Origin of the sequence: Dietzia sp. SL131, from assembly GCF_026672565.1 — a bacterium.
Taxonomy (GTDB): domain Bacteria; phylum Actinomycetota; class Actinomycetes; order Mycobacteriales; family Mycobacteriaceae; genus Dietzia; species Dietzia kunjamensis.
This window is the reverse complement of sequence record NZ_JAPPRI010000003.1, coordinates 3,115,952-3,130,679: the sequence shown is the minus strand read 5'-3', so window position 1 is coordinate 3,130,679 and position 14,728 is coordinate 3,115,952. Positions and strand designations below refer to the sequence as shown.

General features: G+C 70.2%; 11 protein-coding genes and 1 tRNA gene. 8 read left to right on the top strand and 4 right to left on the bottom strand.

Annotated elements, in window-relative coordinates:
• The 3 genes from OVA21_RS15660 to OVA21_RS15650 all read right to left on the bottom strand — a co-directional run bounded on the left by OVA21_RS15660 (position 1) and on the right by OVA21_RS15650 (position 2,967).
• Positions 1-1,539 carry a PP2C family protein-serine/threonine phosphatase gene (locus OVA21_RS15660; protein WP_096906452.1) on the bottom strand — a complete coding sequence of 513 codons (1,539 nt, stop codon included), beginning with the start codon at positions 1,537-1,539 and terminating at the stop codon, positions 1-3.
• A complete protein-coding gene (locus tag OVA21_RS15655; RefSeq protein ID WP_067716492.1) occupies positions 1,536-1,994 on the bottom strand; it encodes an FHA domain-containing protein FhaB/FipA in 459 nt (152 codons plus the stop codon). The genes OVA21_RS15660 and OVA21_RS15655 overlap by 4 nt, the downstream gene beginning before the upstream one ends.
• Before the next feature lie 85 nt (positions 1,995-2,079).
• Positions 2,080-2,967 (bottom strand): DUF3662 and FHA domain-containing protein, encoded by an 888-nt coding sequence (locus tag OVA21_RS15650; protein WP_096906453.1) that lies wholly within the window; start codon positions 2,965-2,967, stop codon positions 2,080-2,082.
• A gap of 190 nt (positions 2,968-3,157) precedes the next feature.
• Here OVA21_RS15650 and OVA21_RS15645 point away from each other — a divergent pair.
• The 4 genes from OVA21_RS15645 (at position 3,158) to OVA21_RS15630 (ending at position 8,360) form a co-directional block, all read left to right on the top strand.
• Positions 3,158-3,240 (top strand) — tRNA-Leu (locus OVA21_RS15645).
• A 432-nt stretch (positions 3,241-3,672) separates the two neighbouring features.
• A complete protein-coding gene (locus tag OVA21_RS15640) occupies positions 3,673-5,259 on the top strand; it encodes a Re/Si-specific NAD(P)(+) transhydrogenase subunit alpha (RefSeq protein WP_096906454.1) in 1,587 nt (528 codons plus the stop codon).
• 4 nt (positions 5,260-5,263) lie between these two features.
• The gene (gene pntB, locus OVA21_RS15635; RefSeq protein WP_067716483.1) at positions 5,264-6,685 is read left to right on the top strand and encodes a Re/Si-specific NAD(P)(+) transhydrogenase subunit beta; all 1,422 of its coding nucleotides are present in this window, start codon (positions 5,264-5,266) and stop codon (positions 6,683-6,685) included.
• Positions 6,686-6,902: 217 nt separating this feature from the next.
• Positions 6,903-8,360, top strand: a complete 1,458-nt coding sequence (locus tag OVA21_RS15630; protein ID WP_069389454.1) for an NAD-dependent succinate-semialdehyde dehydrogenase — start codon at positions 6,903-6,905, stop codon at positions 8,358-8,360.
• Positions 8,361-8,496: 136 nt separating this feature from the next.
• Here the strand turns inward: OVA21_RS15630 and OVA21_RS15625 are convergent, their stop codons facing one another.
• On the bottom strand, positions 8,497-9,819 hold the full coding sequence (locus OVA21_RS15625) for an ammonium transporter (protein WP_268092805.1): 1,323 nt from the start codon (positions 9,817-9,819) through the stop codon (positions 8,497-8,499).
• Positions 9,820-10,094: 275 nt separating this feature from the next.
• Here OVA21_RS15625 and glnT point away from each other — a divergent pair, with 275 nt between their 5' ends.
• From glnT to OVA21_RS15605, 4 genes are all read left to right on the top strand, one after another.
• A complete protein-coding gene (gene glnT / locus OVA21_RS15620; protein WP_268092804.1) occupies positions 10,095-11,507 on the top strand; it encodes a type III glutamate--ammonia ligase in 1,413 nt (470 codons plus the stop codon).
• 58 nt (positions 11,508-11,565) lie between these two features.
• Entirely contained in the window at positions 11,566-12,462 is an 897-nt protein-coding gene (locus tag OVA21_RS15615) for a glutamine amidotransferase (protein ID WP_268092803.1), read from the top strand.
• 61 nt (positions 12,463-12,523) lie between these two features.
• A complete protein-coding gene (locus tag OVA21_RS15610; protein WP_268092802.1) occupies positions 12,524-13,267 on the top strand; it encodes a protein glxC in 744 nt (247 codons plus the stop codon).
• 48 nt (positions 13,268-13,315) lie between these two features.
• Entirely contained in the window at positions 13,316-14,692 is a 1,377-nt protein-coding gene (locus tag OVA21_RS15605; RefSeq protein WP_227022419.1) for an FMN-binding glutamate synthase family protein, read from the top strand.
• Positions 14,693-14,728: the final 36 nt, after the last annotated feature.

Genomic DNA, 14,728 nt, shown 5'->3' with positions numbered 1-14,728 from the left:
TCAGCTCACCGCCCGGCAGGTCTCCCCGGGCACAGGTGCGGGGGTCGTGGGGGAGGGGGGAGTCGCCGGTTCGTCCGTGGGGGCGGGCTCGCCGGGCGACGGCGACCCGGTGGGTGCGGGGGAACCCGTGGGAGAGGGCGACTCGGTGGGAGAGGACGACGACGAGGTCTGCTCGCGCGGGCGCTCCTGCTGCTCACGGGGGTCGCACGGCGGCAGGAGGTTGTCCTCCGTGAGCCGGGAGACCTGGGCGCCCGCCTCGGCGAGGCTCCCCGACGGCAGTCCGGCGCGAACGGTCTCCCGGGCGGGTTCGCGGAGGTCCCCCAGGGTGAACACGTCGCATCCGGCGGGGATGGCATCGGGGGAGTGCATGGTCAGGTCGCCCTCGCGGGTCAGGCACCCCACCTGGATGACCGAGGCCAACGAGATGCCGAAGACCTCCCCGGAGATGCCCCTCTTCACCACGACCTGGCTGTCCGATTCGGTGACGAAGTAGTTGCTGCGGACGAGCAGCGCGGACACGCCCACGATCCCCGCCAGCAGTACGAGCACCCCGACGACGCTCAGGGCGAAACGCCATCTGCTGCCGCGCGGTGGGGCGGCGTCGACCTCGTCGTCGTCGGATCCGTTCCCACGCCCGGCACCCGACGCGCCGGCTGCCCCGGACGTGCCGGCGGCTCCCCCGCGTGAGGCGACCTGGGCGCGCGAGAACGCGGCGGCCTTACCGGCAGCGGTGTCGGAGTAGGGGTCGGCGGCGGGGTCGATCTGGCCCGGCTCGTCGCCCGACGCCGCGCCCACCACCACCGGGATGACCGGCGCGTCGCGCGGGGAGTCCAGGACGTCGGCCAGGACGACCGTGATGTTGTCCGGCCCGCCCGAGCGCAACGCCAGCTGGACCAGCCGGTCCGCGGCCTCCTCGACGGTTCCGGTGGCCAGCGTCTCGGCGATCGTCTCGGTGCTCACCGGGTCGGACAGACCGTCGGAGCAGAGCAGGTAGCGGTCGCCGACCCGTGCCTCGCGGATGACGGCGGTCGGCTCCACCGGCTCCCCGGTCAGCGCCTTGAGGATGAGCGAGCGCCGCGGATGGGTGTGGGCCTCGTCGGCGGAGAGTTCCCCGCGGTCGACGAGGGACTGGACGAAGGTGTCGTCCTTGGTGATCTGGGTCAGTGTCCCGTCACGCAGCAGGTAGGCCCGGGAATCACCCACGTGGAGCAGGCCCATGCGGCGGCCGTCGAACAGCAGCGCGGTGGCCGTGCACCCCATGCCGTCGGTCTCCGGGTACGCCTCGACGTGGGAGGCGATCGCCTCGTTGCCGACCGTCAGCGCGCGGGTCAGGGCCCCGGTGAGATCCTGCCCCGGTTCGTCCTCGTCGAGCCTCGCCAGCGCCGCCACGACGAACTGGCTGGCGATCTCACCCGCGGCGTGGCCGCCCATGCCGTCGGCGAGGGCCAACAGACGGGGTCCGGCGTAGGCCGAGTCCTCGTTGTTCTCCCGCACCATGCCCAGATGTGAGCGCGCGGTGTAGACGAGCGCCGGGGTCACGTGCGCAGCTCGATCACGGTCTTGCCGATCCGGATCGGCGTGCCGGCGTCCACCTTGACCGGGGTCGTCACCCGCGATCTGTCCAGATAGGTGCCGTTTGTCGAGCCGAGGTCCTCGAGGAACCAGTCGGGGCCGTGCGGGGACAGCCGTGCGTGCTGGTTGGAGGCGTAGTCGTCGTCGATCACTAGGGTGCACGAGTCGGCCCGGCCCACCAGGACCGGCTGCTCGGACAGGGTGATCCGGGTACCTGCGAGGGCGCCCTGGGTGACCACGAGATGCCGGATCGCCCGGGAGCCGCGGCCGAACACGCCGCCCCGGCGCTCGCCGCGGCCGGACGACCTCATCCCCACGTTGCCGAAGACGTCGGTCTTCAGCGCCCGCAGGGTGAGGTAGATGAACAGCCACAACAGCGCCAACAACAGGCCGCGCGAGAGCTGCAGAACGAGTCCCTGCACTGGTGCCGTCCTCCCCTCGCCCGCCGATTCACCTCGGACAACGTGTGGCCGCCCCCGGTGGTTCCGGGGGTCATCCGTGTCGAGGCTAGTCGAACCGGACGGTGATCTCCGAGTGTCCGACCCTGATGACGTCGCCGTCGGCGAGTTGCCAGTCCTGGATCGGCCCGTCGTTCACCGTGGTGCCGTTGGTCGAGCCGAGGTCGGTGAGAACCGCTTCCCGACCATCGAAATGGATGTCCGCGTGCTGGCGTGACACCCCGGTGTCGGGCAGGCGGAACGCGGCGTCCTGCCCGCGTCCCAGCAGGTTGGAGCCCCGCTGGAGGCGGAACGTCCGCCCCGAGCCGTCCTCGAGGTGCAGCGTGACCGTCAGCGAGGCCCGGCCCTGGGTGATCTGGGTCGGGGCGTCCGACGGGCCACCCCAGCCCGCGCTCCGGGCTCCGGGGCCGGTCGAGACCGGGTAGTTGGAAGCGGGTGCCTGCATGTCGCTGTTCTCCTTGCTCGCACTCGGCCCGTCCACGCCCCGTCGGTCCGCACCCGGCGACGACGGCGCCGGATGATCCGGCGCCGGCGCCGGTGCGGCGGCCGAGATGTGGAACGGGACGGCGTCGGGGTCCACGACCCCGTCGATACGCATCTGTCCGGTGTGGAGGTCATCGCGCTCCACGAAGGTCACGGTGACCGGGCCGTAGGTCTCCCAACCCTGCTCGGAGATGTGATCCGACAGATGGCGGGAGAAGGTCTTGACGGCCAGGGCCTCGTCCTCGGTGAAAGAGGCGTAGTCCGACCGGGCCAGGGTGATGGTGTAGCTGTTGGACACCAACAGGTGCCCGTCGACCACCTTGAGGGAGGCCTCCGCCTGCTTGCGGAGCTGTGACTCCACCTCGGCCGCCACGACTCTCCCGCCGAAGAGGCGGGCGAACGCGTCGCCGACCGCGCCCTGCAGGGTGCGCTCGAACTTCCCGACGATCCCCACGCCTCGCCTCCTCTCCTCGTGGTGGGCCCGGCCATCTGGCCGGGCCGGCTGTCCTCGCGCCGCCCGCGGCGGCATCCGGTCGATCATAGAGGCGGTGGCGGTGGGAAGCACGCTTCCAGCCGCAGGGGAGCCCTCACCAGCCGATTAGTGCGGTCGGAACGCCGCGTGTTAACGTATTCGGGCGTTACTCGGGCGAGTGGCGGAATGGCAGACGCGCTGGCTTCAGGTGCCAGTGTCCTTCGGGACGTGGGGGTTCAAGTCCCCCTTCGCCCACACATCGGGAGCACCCCGGATCGTCACTGACGATCCGGGGTGTTTCTTATTTCACGCCGCTAAGCACCAAGGCGTATGGCTTACGTCACAAGGTCCCCGAAAACGATCCCACCGGCTCGTTCGCGGTCCACAGTGTCCCGTAGGCTCTGCCGGAAGTTCTTCCGGTGGACGTGGCGCCACCCTGCCCGCGCCGGAGGACGACGCCGTAACGGTGGACGAAGCAGGGGTAACCATCCCACCCCGAGCCGCTTCGTGAGCTCTGATCTCGGATCGGTGACTGGAGCGCACCCCGGGCACACACGTGCCGGGCCTGTGGAGAATACGTAGAACACGCCAAAACTCGAGACGTCAGAGCCGGCGCACACGCGTCGGCTCGCTCACAACGCAGTAAAAGGATGCCCTATGGCTTCGAGCCTTGAAGAGATCCCTGATATGAAGCCGGACTCCGATGTCCGGGATTCCGGTGTCGCGCCGTCGGTGATCGGTGTGGTCGCCGAGTCCAACCCGGCGGAGAACCGCGTGGCGGCGACGCCCGAGACGGTGGCGAAGCTGATCGGCCTGGGATACCGGGTCGTGGTGGAGCACGGCGCCGGTACCCGCGCGGAGTTCGCGGATGCCGCATACGCCGAGGCCGGTGCCGAGCTGGCCGATGGTGACGCCGCGTGGTCGGCGGACGTGGTGATGAAGGTCGCCGTGCCCACCGAGGCAGAGGTGGCGCGGGTCCGGTCGGGCGCGACGCTGGTGGGCCTGTTGGCACCGGCGCAGAACGAGCACCTTCTCGGTGTGCTCGCCGAGCGCGGCGTGACCGCGCTGGCGATGGATGCGGTCCCGCGTATCTCGCGGGCGCAGTCGATGGACGTGCTGTCGTCGATGGCGAACATCGCCGGCTACCGCGCCGTGATCGAGGCGGCGCACCACTTCGGGCGGTTCTTCACCGGCCAGGTCACCGCGGCGGGCAAGGTCCCGCCGGCCAAGGTCCTCGTCGCGGGCGCCGGCGTGGCGGGTCTCGCCGCGATCGGGGCCGCCTCGAGCCTGGGCGCGATCGTCCGCGCGACCGATCCGCGCCCCGAGGTGGCCGACCAGGTGGGGTCCATCGGTGGCGAGTATCTGCCCGTGGAGGTGCCCGAGGAGGAGAAGGTCGTCTCCACCGACGGCTATGCCAAGGCGACCAGTGAGGCCTACGACCGGGCCGCGGCGAACCTCTACTCGGAGCAGGCAGCCGACGTGGACATCATCATCACCACCGCGCTGATCCCGGGCCGGCAGGCACCGCGCTTGATCACGGCCGCCGACATCGCGACGATGAAGCGTGGCTCGGTGATCGTGGACATGGCCGCCGCGCAGGGCGGCAACGTCGAGGGCAGCGTCCCCGACCAGGTCGTCGTCACCGAGGGCGGTGTCACGATCATCGGTTACACCGACCTGGCCGGGCGGCTACCCGCCCAGGCCTCGCAGCTGTACGGCACCAACCTGGTCAACCTGACCAAGCTGGTCACCCCGGACAAGGACGGCGCGTGGGCGCTGGACATGGACGATGTGGTCCAGCGCAGCGTGACGGTGACACGGGGCGGCGAGATCATGTGGCCGCCCCCGCCGGTGCAGGTCAGTGCCGCCCCCGCGGCGGCCGCTGCCCCTGAACCGGTCGAGCCCAAGCCTGAGAAGAAGAAGATGTCGGCCGGCGCGAAGCTCGGCCTGATCGCCGCTGGCATGGCGTTGCTGCTGCTGCTCACCGCGGTCGCGCCGGGGGACATCCCGCGCCACATCACGGTGTTCGTGCTGGCGATCGTGATCGGCTACTACGTCATCGGCAACGTGCACCACGCGCTGCACACCCCGTTGATGTCCGTGACCAACGCGATCTCCGGAGTGATCGTCGTGGGTGCGTTGCTGCAGGTCGGGATCGACAACACCCTCGGCCTGGCGCTCGCCGCCGTCGCGATCCTCGTCGCGTCCATCAACGTCTTCGGCGGTTTCGCCGTGACGCGTCGCATGCTCGGCATGTTCTCGAAGGGAGCCTGAGCAGATGTCTGTTGAGACCGCCGCCAATGCGGCCTACCTGGTCGCCGCACTGCTGTTCATCCTGTCGCTCGCCGGGCTGTCCAAGCACGAGACCGCCCGCCGGGGCCTGACCTTCGGCATCGCCGGCATGGCGCTGGCCCTGGTCGCCACCGTCGCGCTGGTCATCGACCACCAGCCCGCCACCATCGGCATCGTGTTGATGGTCGTGGCCGTCGCCATCGGCGCCGTCATCGGCCTGATGCGCGCGCGCAGCGTGCAGATGACCGAGATGCCCGAACTCATCGCACTGCTGCACTCGTTCGTCGGCCTGGCCGCCGTGCTGGTCGGGTGGAACGGCTACCTCGAGCCCGAGCTGCACGGTGAGCTCACCGGTTCGCTGCTCGGCATCCACCACGCCGAGGTGTTCATCGGCGTGTTCATCGGCGCCGTCACCTTCACCGGTTCGATCGTCGCCTACCTCAAGCTGTCGGGGAAGATGAAGTCCGCGCCGCTGGTGCTGCCGGGCAAGAACCTCATCAACCTCGGCATCCTCGTGGCGTTCGTCGCGCTGACCGTGTGGTTCGTCATCTCTCCCGCGCTGTGGATGCTCATCGTGGTCACCGCCCTGGCGCTGGCCCTGGGCTGGCACCTGGTCGCCAGCATCGGTGGCGGCGACATGCCGGTCGTGGTGTCGATGCTCAACTCGTACTCCGGATGGGCCGCCGCGGCCACGGGCTTCCTGCTGGGCAACGATCTGCTCATCGTCACCGGCGCTCTGGTCGGCTCCTCGGGCGCGTACCTGTCCTACATCATGTGCAAGGCGATGAACCGCTCGTTCTTCTCCGTCATCATGGGCGGCTTCGGTATCGAGGCCTCCTCGGGCGAGGGCAAGGACCACGGCGAGCACACCGAGATCGATGTCGCCGGTGCGGCCGAGATGCTGGCGGATGCCTCGAGGGTGATCATCGCCCCCGGTTACGGCATGGCCGTGGCGCAGGCGCAGTACCCGGTCGCCGACCTCACCCGCACCCTGCGTGAGCGCGGCGTCGACGTGCGCTTCGCCGTCCACCCGGTCGCCGGCCGCCTGCCCGGCCACATGAACGTCCTGTTGGCCGAGGCCAAGGTGCCCTACGACATCGTGCTCGAGCTCGACGAGATCAACGACGACTTCGCGGACACCGACGTGGTGCTGGTCATCGGTGCCAACGACACCGTGAACCCGGATGCCGCCGAGGACCCGGGTAGCCCGATCGCGGGTATGCCGGTGCTCCACGTCTGGGAGGCCGAGAACGTCATCGTGTTCAAGCGGTCGATGGCCGCCGGTTACGCCGGCGTCCAGAACCCGCTGTTCTTCCGCGACAACACCCAGATGCTGTTCGGCGACGCCAAGGACCGCGTCGACGACATCCTCGCCGCGGTCAAGGATCAGCAGGGCGCCAGGGCCTGACGCGCCGACCCGCCCGTTCGACCACATCCGCTACCCGCCCTACGGATCCGCTATTCCGATTGGAGTAGCGGATCCCGAGGGGGAGTAGCGGATGTGGTCGTTTGTGGTCTGTGGTCTGTGGTCTGTGGTCTGTTGTTCGGATGGCGGGCGTCGGGCGGCGGGGCCCCGGTGGTGGATACGACGGCGCCCCTGCGGGCGGGGCGGGTAGAAGTGAGGCATGAGCCACGCACCCACCAGCGCCTATCCGGACACCCGCCTGTTCATCGACGACCAGTGGACCGACTCCGCCGACGGCCGCACCATCGACGTGCGCAACCCGGCCGACGGGCAGGTGATCGGCACGGTCGCCCACGCCTCCACCGCGGACCTGGACCGCGCCCTCGACGCCGCCGACCGGGGCTTCGCCGTGTGGCGGGACACGACCCCGGCCAAGCGCGGCTCGATCATGCGCGCGGCGGCGCAGCTGTTGCGGGAACGGGCCGATTCCGTCGCCCGCATGATGACGCTGGAGCAGGGCAAACCGCTGCGGGAGGCGAAGGGCGAGATCCTCGCGGCGGCCACCATCGTCGACTGGTTCGCCGATGAGGGACTCCGCGTCTATGGCAGGCTCGTACCCCACCGCAGCGACCTCACGATCCGCCAGATGGTGGTGAAGGACCCGGTCGGCCCGGTGGCGGCGTTCACGCCCTGGAACTTCCCCGTCAACCAGGTGGTCCGCAAGATCGCGGCCGGGCTGGCGGCGGGGTGTTCCCTGATCGTCAAGGCGCCGGAGGAGACCCCGGCCAGTCCCGCCGAGCTCATCCGGGCCTTCGCCGATGCGGGCCTGCCGGCCGGGGTGTTGGGTCTGGTCTACGGGGACCCTGCCGAGATCTCCGGGTATCTCATCCCGCACCCCGTGATCCGGAAGATCACGTTCACCGGCTCGACGGCCGTCGGCAAGCAGTTGGCCGCGATGGCGGGACAGCACATGAAGCGCAGCTCGATGGAGCTCGGCGGCCACGCGCCGGTCATCGTCTGCGACGACGCCGACCTCCGGCTGGTCCTCGACGCCATGGGCCCCATGACGTTCCGCAACGCCGGTCAGGTGTGCATCTCCCCGACGCGGTTCCTGGTGCAGAACGGCATCCGCGACGAGTTCGCCCGCGAACTGGCCCGGCACGCCGGGCAGATCCGGGTCGGCAGCGGACTCGAGGACGGCACCACCATGGGTCCCCTCGCCAACGATCGTCGACTCGCGGCGATGAGTGAGTTCCACTCCGACGCCGTCGACCGGGGTGCGGAGGTCCTCACCGGCGGTCACCGGATCGGCGACGCGGGCAACTACTGGGCTCCCACCGTGTTCAACGAGGTGCCGACCGAGGCGCGGTTGTTCAACGACGAGCCGTTCGGGCCCGTCGCCGCCATCCGGGGGTTCGATCACCTCGACGAGGCGATCGCCGAGGCCAACCGCCTGCCCTACGGGTTGGCCGGTTACGCGTTCACCGGGTCGCTCGCGAACGCGGACCTCCTCACCCGCAGGGTCGAGGTGGGGATGCTGTGGGTCAACATGCCGTCGATGCCGTCCGCCGAGCTGCCGTTCGGCGGGGTGAAGGACTCGGGCTACGGCTCCGAGGGCGGTCCCGAGGCCATGGAGTGCTACCTCAACACCCGATCGATCGCGATCCGGAACGTCTGACCCGCCGTCGGGCACGACGAACCCGGGGCACGACGAACCGGGACACGACGAACCGGGACACGCCGAACCCCGGGGCCCGCAGCCGAGTCCGATCGAACCGGCGGCAGACCCCGGGGTCATGCAGTCGCGTGAGGCGTCAGTTCTTCGTCGTGTTCGCCACCTCCTCCGGTGAGTCCTCCACGGCCGCGGCCGTTCCGAGACCGTCCTGGAAGTACGCCATCTCGCGGTGGTAGGCCTTGTCGAGGCCCTCGAGCTCTGCCTCCTCGGTGACGCGCAGCCCCATCGTCTTGTCGAGGACGACCGCGATGAGCAGCGTGACCAGGAACGAGTAGGCGACCACGGCCACCGTGGCGAGGGTCTGCGCCCCGAGCTGCCCGAACCCGCCGCCGTACAGCAACCCGGCCTCACCGACGGGCGAGGCGGGATCGGCGATGACGCCGATGAGCAGCGTGCCGATGACGCCGGCGACGAGGTGCAGCCCGGCCACGTCGAGGGAGTCGTCGTATCCCAGGCGGAACTTCAGGCCCACCGCGTAGTGGCACACCACGCCGCAGATCAGGCCGATCGCGATGGCGCCGAGCGGGCTCACCGACGAGGCGGCCGGGGTGATGCCGACCATGCCGGCGACCAGCCCGGACGCGACACCCAGGGTGGTGGGGTGCTTGGCCCGGACCTGTTCGGTGATCATCCACGCCAGGGCCCCGCACAGGGCGGCGACGACGGTGTTCAGGGCGGCGACGCCGGCCGTGTTGCCCGCGGCGACCGCCGAGCCGGCGTTGAAGCCGATCCAGCCCGCGAACAGCATCCCGGCGCCGAGGAAGGTCAGGGGGACACTGTGCGGCCGGCTCACCGTGGGGAACCCGGCGCGGCGCCCCAGTACGAGGACCAGGGCGAGTGTGGCGATGCCGGCGTTGATGTGGATGGCGGTACCGCCGGCGAGATCGATCGCGCCCAGGCCGTTGGCGATCCACCCGCCCACGATCGAGCCGTCCTCGGAATCGAACGCGAACACCCAGTGGGCGACGGGGAAGAAGACGAGCAGAGGCCACACCAGAGCGAACACGAGCCAGGTGGAGAACTTCATCCGGTCGGCGACGCCGCCGGCCACCAGTGCGACCGTGATGCCGGCGAACAGCAGGAGGAATCCGGCGAACAGGGCGGGCGGCAGTCCCGGTGTCTCCGGCTCGGCCATGATCCCCCTCAGCCCCAGGTACTCCAGGGGGTCCCCGAGGAGTCCGAGCCCGCCGAGCGAGTTGCCGAAGGTGAGGGAGTATCCGACGACGACCCACAGCACGGCCATCACCGCGACCGCGCCGATCGTCATCATCATCATGTTGAGCGTGCTGCGGATGCTGACCATGCCGCCGTAGAACAGGGCGAGACCGGGCACCATCAGCGCCACGGCGACCATGGCCGCGAGCACCCAGGCGGTGTCCGCCGCCGCGATGGCTACGTCCATCTGTCTCTCTTTTCTCTGCAGGCCACCGGTGGCGGCTGTCGGGATAAACGAACGTTTCACAGTGTGATCCCGTGGTGCTCACCGCCGCGTATCGCGATGGTTTCCATCTGGTTACCGGATTCGGTGGAGGAACACCCCGCTGCGGCGGTTCGTCGCATCACCGCAGGTGAGCGCTGGACGCGGTGCTCCGCGAAGCCGTAACACGGCGGTAACCACCACGGGGTTTCCGCTCAGTAGGTTGTGGACACCACGCAGAAACAAGCCCAGGAGGGCCCATGACAGTGACCGCAGATCCCACCCTCGGGGTCGACGCTTCCCGGAACGGCTCGGCCGTCCACCCTCCGGTCGCGCCGATCAGCACGGGGGCCGACCAGGGGCCGGGCCCCCTCGCCAGAGTCGTCGCCGAGACCGGGACGCGATTCGTCCTCGCCGTCTTCACCAACCTCCGTGGCAAACCCTGCGCCAAGCTCGTGCCGGCCTCGGCCGTCGACCAACTCGAGGCCGGAGAGCTCGGCTTCGCCGGTTACGCAGCCGACGCGATGGGCCAACAACCGGAAGACCCCGACCTCGTCGTCGTCCCCGACGCGCGGTCCTTCACTTCGTTGGACTTCATCAAACCCGGGTTGGCCCTCGTGCACTGTGACCCCTGGGTGGGCGGGCGACCGTGGCGTTTCGCGCCACGCGTCATCCTCGGCCGGGTGCTCGCCGACGCCGCCACCGACCGCCTCGAGCTCAAGGTGGGCGCCGAGGTCGAGTATTTCCTGGTCCGCCGGAACGCCGACGGCACGCTGCGCACCGCCGACCCGAAGGACGACGAGTCCCACCCCTGCTACGACGCCCGCGGCGTGACCCGCATGTACGAGCACCTCGCCGGGGTCTCGGAGGCGATGAACACCCTCGGGTGGTCCAACTACGCCAACGACCACGAGGACGGCAACGGGCAGTTCGAGCAGAACTTCGCCTACGACGAGGCCATGGTCACCGCCGACCGGGTCATGACCCTGCGCTACATCATCTCGATGCTGGCCGAACAACGGGACATGATCGCCACCTTCATGCCCAAGCCTTTCTCCGACCGGACCGGCTCGGGGATGCACCTGCACATGTCACTCTGGCGCGGGGGCGACGCGGTGTTCCCCTCCGAGGGCCCGGACCGGTACGGGCTGGGGCTCTCGCCCACCGCCTACGCCTTCATCGGCGGCATCCTCACCCACGCCTCCGGTATGCACGCGGTCCTGTGTCCGACGATCAACTCCTACAAGCGCATCGGTGCACGCACCACGACCTCCGGTGCGACCTGGTCGCCGACCGACGCGACCTACGGCGGCAACGACCGGACCCACTACCTCCGCGTCCCCGACGCGAACCGGGTCGAGCTGCGCGGCGGCGACGGATCCGCGAACCCCTACCTCGCGATGGCGGTACAGCTGGCTGCCGGACTCGACGGCATCCGACGCGACCTCGACCCGGGACCGCCCGCCGCCGTCACCGACGCCACCCACACCCTGCCGCCGACGCTCCTGCACGCCGTGGAGGCGATGGCCGCCGACGACGCCGTGCGCGCAGCCCTCGACATCTGTGGAGACGGTGTGGCCGACTACTACGCAGGCCTCAAGCGCGACGAGTTCACCGCCTGGCACAACACCGTCACCCAGTGGGAGATCGACGAGTACCTCACGGCGTTGTGAGCCGCCGACGACCCTGCGTCACCCACCCACCCGCTCCCACTACACCTCAGGAGAAACCATGTGCGGCATCGTCGGACTCCACCTCCGCGACCCCGACCTCGAGCCCCGGCTCGGCGAACTGCTCACCACCATGCTCGGTGAGATGACCGACCGGGGATCCGACTCCGCAGGAGTCGCCGTGTACGGCAACCCCGACTGGAACCCCGCCGGTTCCGCCACGGTCACCGTGCTTGCCGACGGCGTCGGCGTCGACACGCTCGCCCAGCGCGTGGGCGTCGAACTCGGCCGCCCGGTCGACGGACAGGAGCTCGGCGCCACCACGTTGCTCAGCGCCGTCACCGACGTCGACTCGCTGGCGGCCGCCGTCCGCACCGCCGCCCCCGAGGTGGTCCTTGTGGGCATGGGTCGCGAGCTGGCCGTGCTCAAGGGGACCGGCCTGCCGCTCGACCTGGCCGCCGGTTTCGGCCTGGCCGGAGCCAGCGGCTGGCAGGGGGTCGGCCACACCCGGATGGCCACCGAGTCGGCGGTGACGCCCGCCGGGTCGCACCCCTTCTCCGTCGGACCGGACCAGTGCATCGTCCACAACGGGTCCTTCTCCAACCACGCCTCGGTCCGACGGCAGCTCGCCCGACGCGACATCCGCTGCGACACGCTCAACGACACCGAGGTCGCCGCCCGGTTCGTCGCCGCCCAGATCGCGCAGGGCGCCGGCATCGACCAGGCGCTCGAGGAGATGGCCCGTGCTCTGGACGGCTTCTACACGCTGCTGGTCTCCACCGCGGACGACTTCGCCGTGGTGCGCGACCCCATCGCCTGCAAACCCGCGGTGATCGCCGAGACCGACCAGTACGTGGCGATGGCCTCGGAATACCGGGCGATGGCGCACCTGCCGGGTATCGAGAGCGCCCACCTCTACGAGCCCGAACCCGGCCGCATCTACCACTGGCACCGCTGAGCACGCACCGCCCACAGTCGGACCCCGTCACCGCCCCAGCCCCGCACCCGAAGGACCCACCATGACCGTCATCGCCGATCAGGCCCTCACCCCCGACCAGACCTCCGCGGCCGCGTCCACGACTGCAGCCCGCGTGATCAGCCTCCACGAGAGCTCCCTGCGCGAGGCCAACCGGACGCTGCAGGAGTCCGACGGGACCGGCCGGTTCCTCGTCACGGACCCGAGGGGGGCGCACGCCCTGGCCGTCGGCCTCGACAGCCCCGATGAGGTGATCATCGACGGTCCGACCGGGTACTACACGGCCGGGATGAACGACGGCGCCCACGTGACCGTCAACGGCAACGTGGGCGTCGGCGTCGCGGAGAACATGATGTCGGGGACGGTCCGCGTCCACGGTTCGGCCTCCCAGTCGGCCGGTGCCACCGCGCATGGCGGCCTGCTCGTGATCACCGGTGATGCCGGCGCCCGGTGCGGCATCTCGATGAAGGGCGTCGACATCGTCGTGGGCGGGTCGATCGGGCACATGAGCTGCTTCATGGGTCAGGCCGGTCGGCTGGTCGTGCTCGGTGACGCCGGGGACGCCCTGGGGGACTCGCTCTACGAGGTCCACATCTACGTCCGGGGGTCGGTCACCTCTCTCGGCGCCGACTGCGTGGAGAAACCGATGCGGTCCGAGCACCACGACGAGCTCGCCGACCTACTCGACCGTGCGGGGTACGCCGACGTCCCGACAGCCGGGTTCCGCCGGTACGGGTCCGCCCGCACGCTCTACAACTTCGACGTCGACAACGCCTCGGCGTACTGAACCTCCCCATCCGCTCGCCTCCGGCGACCCGCACCACAGGAGTCCACCATGCCCTTCGACGGACCGACCCGATACGCCACCACCGCCGTGCGGCCGCCGGGCGCCGACGACCCGACCCTGCGCGAATCCGCGACCTTCCCGCGGGCGGTCATCCACGAGATCCAGCGAGCCGCCGACACCGGGATCTACGACATCCGCGGCTGGGGCGCCAAGCGTCGACTGCCCCACTTCGACGACCTGCTCTTTCTCGGCGCATCGATGTCCCGGTACCCGCTCGAGGGCTACCGCGAGCGCTGCGACACCGACATCACCCTGGGTGCCCGGCACGCCTCGAAGCCCATCCATCTGGACATCCCGGTGACGATCGCGGGCATGAGCTTCGGCGCCCTGTCCGCGCAGGCGAAGGAGGCGCTCGGCCGGGGCGCCAGCGCCGCCGGGACCTCCACGACCACCGGCGACGGGGGGATGACGGCCGAGGAGCGCGGGCAGAGCTCGAAGCTCGTCTACCAGTACCTGCCGTCGCGATACGGCATGAACCCGGTCGACCTGCGCAAGGCGGATGCGATCGAGGTGGTGTTGGGACAGGGGGCCAAACCCGGTGGGGGAGGGATGCTGCTCGGGCAGAAGATCTCCGACCGGGTCGCGCGGATGCGCACCCTGCCCAGGGGCATCGACCAGCGCTCGGCATGCCGGCACCCGGACTGGACGGGGCCGGACGATCTGGCCATCAAGATCCTCGAGCTGCGGGAGATCACCGGGTGGGAGAAGCCGATCTACGTCAAGGTGGGCGCCACCCGCATCTACTACGACGTGAAGCTGGCGGTGAAGGCCGGCGCCGACGTCGTGGTGGTGGACGGCATGCAGGGGGGCACGGCCGCCACCCAGGACGTGTTCATCGAGCACGTCGGCATCCCCACCCTCGCGGCGATCCCGCAGGCCGTGCAGGCGTTGCAGGAGATGGACCTGCATCGCGAGGTCCAGCTCATCGTCTCCGGCGGGATCCGGTCGGGTGCGGACGTGGCCAAGGCGATGGCGCTCGGGGCGGACGCGGTCGCGATAGGGACCGCCGCGCTCATCGCCCTGGGCGACAACGACCCCCGCTACGAGCAGGAGTACCGCGAGCTGGGCTCGGCGGCCGGCTTCTACGACGACTTCCAGGAGGGGCGGGACCCGGCAGGCATCTCCACCCAGGACCCGGAGCTGGCCGCCAGGCTGGACCCGGTCGCCGCGGGGAGGCGCCTGGCCAACTACCTGCACGTGCTCACGATGGAGGCGCAGACCATCGCCCGGGCCTGCGGTAAGTCCCACCTCACGCACCTGGAGCCGGAGGACCTGGTCGCGCTGACGATGGAGGCCGCCGCGATGGCCCGGGTGCCGCTCGCCGGGACCGACTGGATCCCCGGCCGGGCCGGGCGGGGCCTGTGAGATGACCGTCGCCCCGGAGGTCGCCGCCGCGCCGGA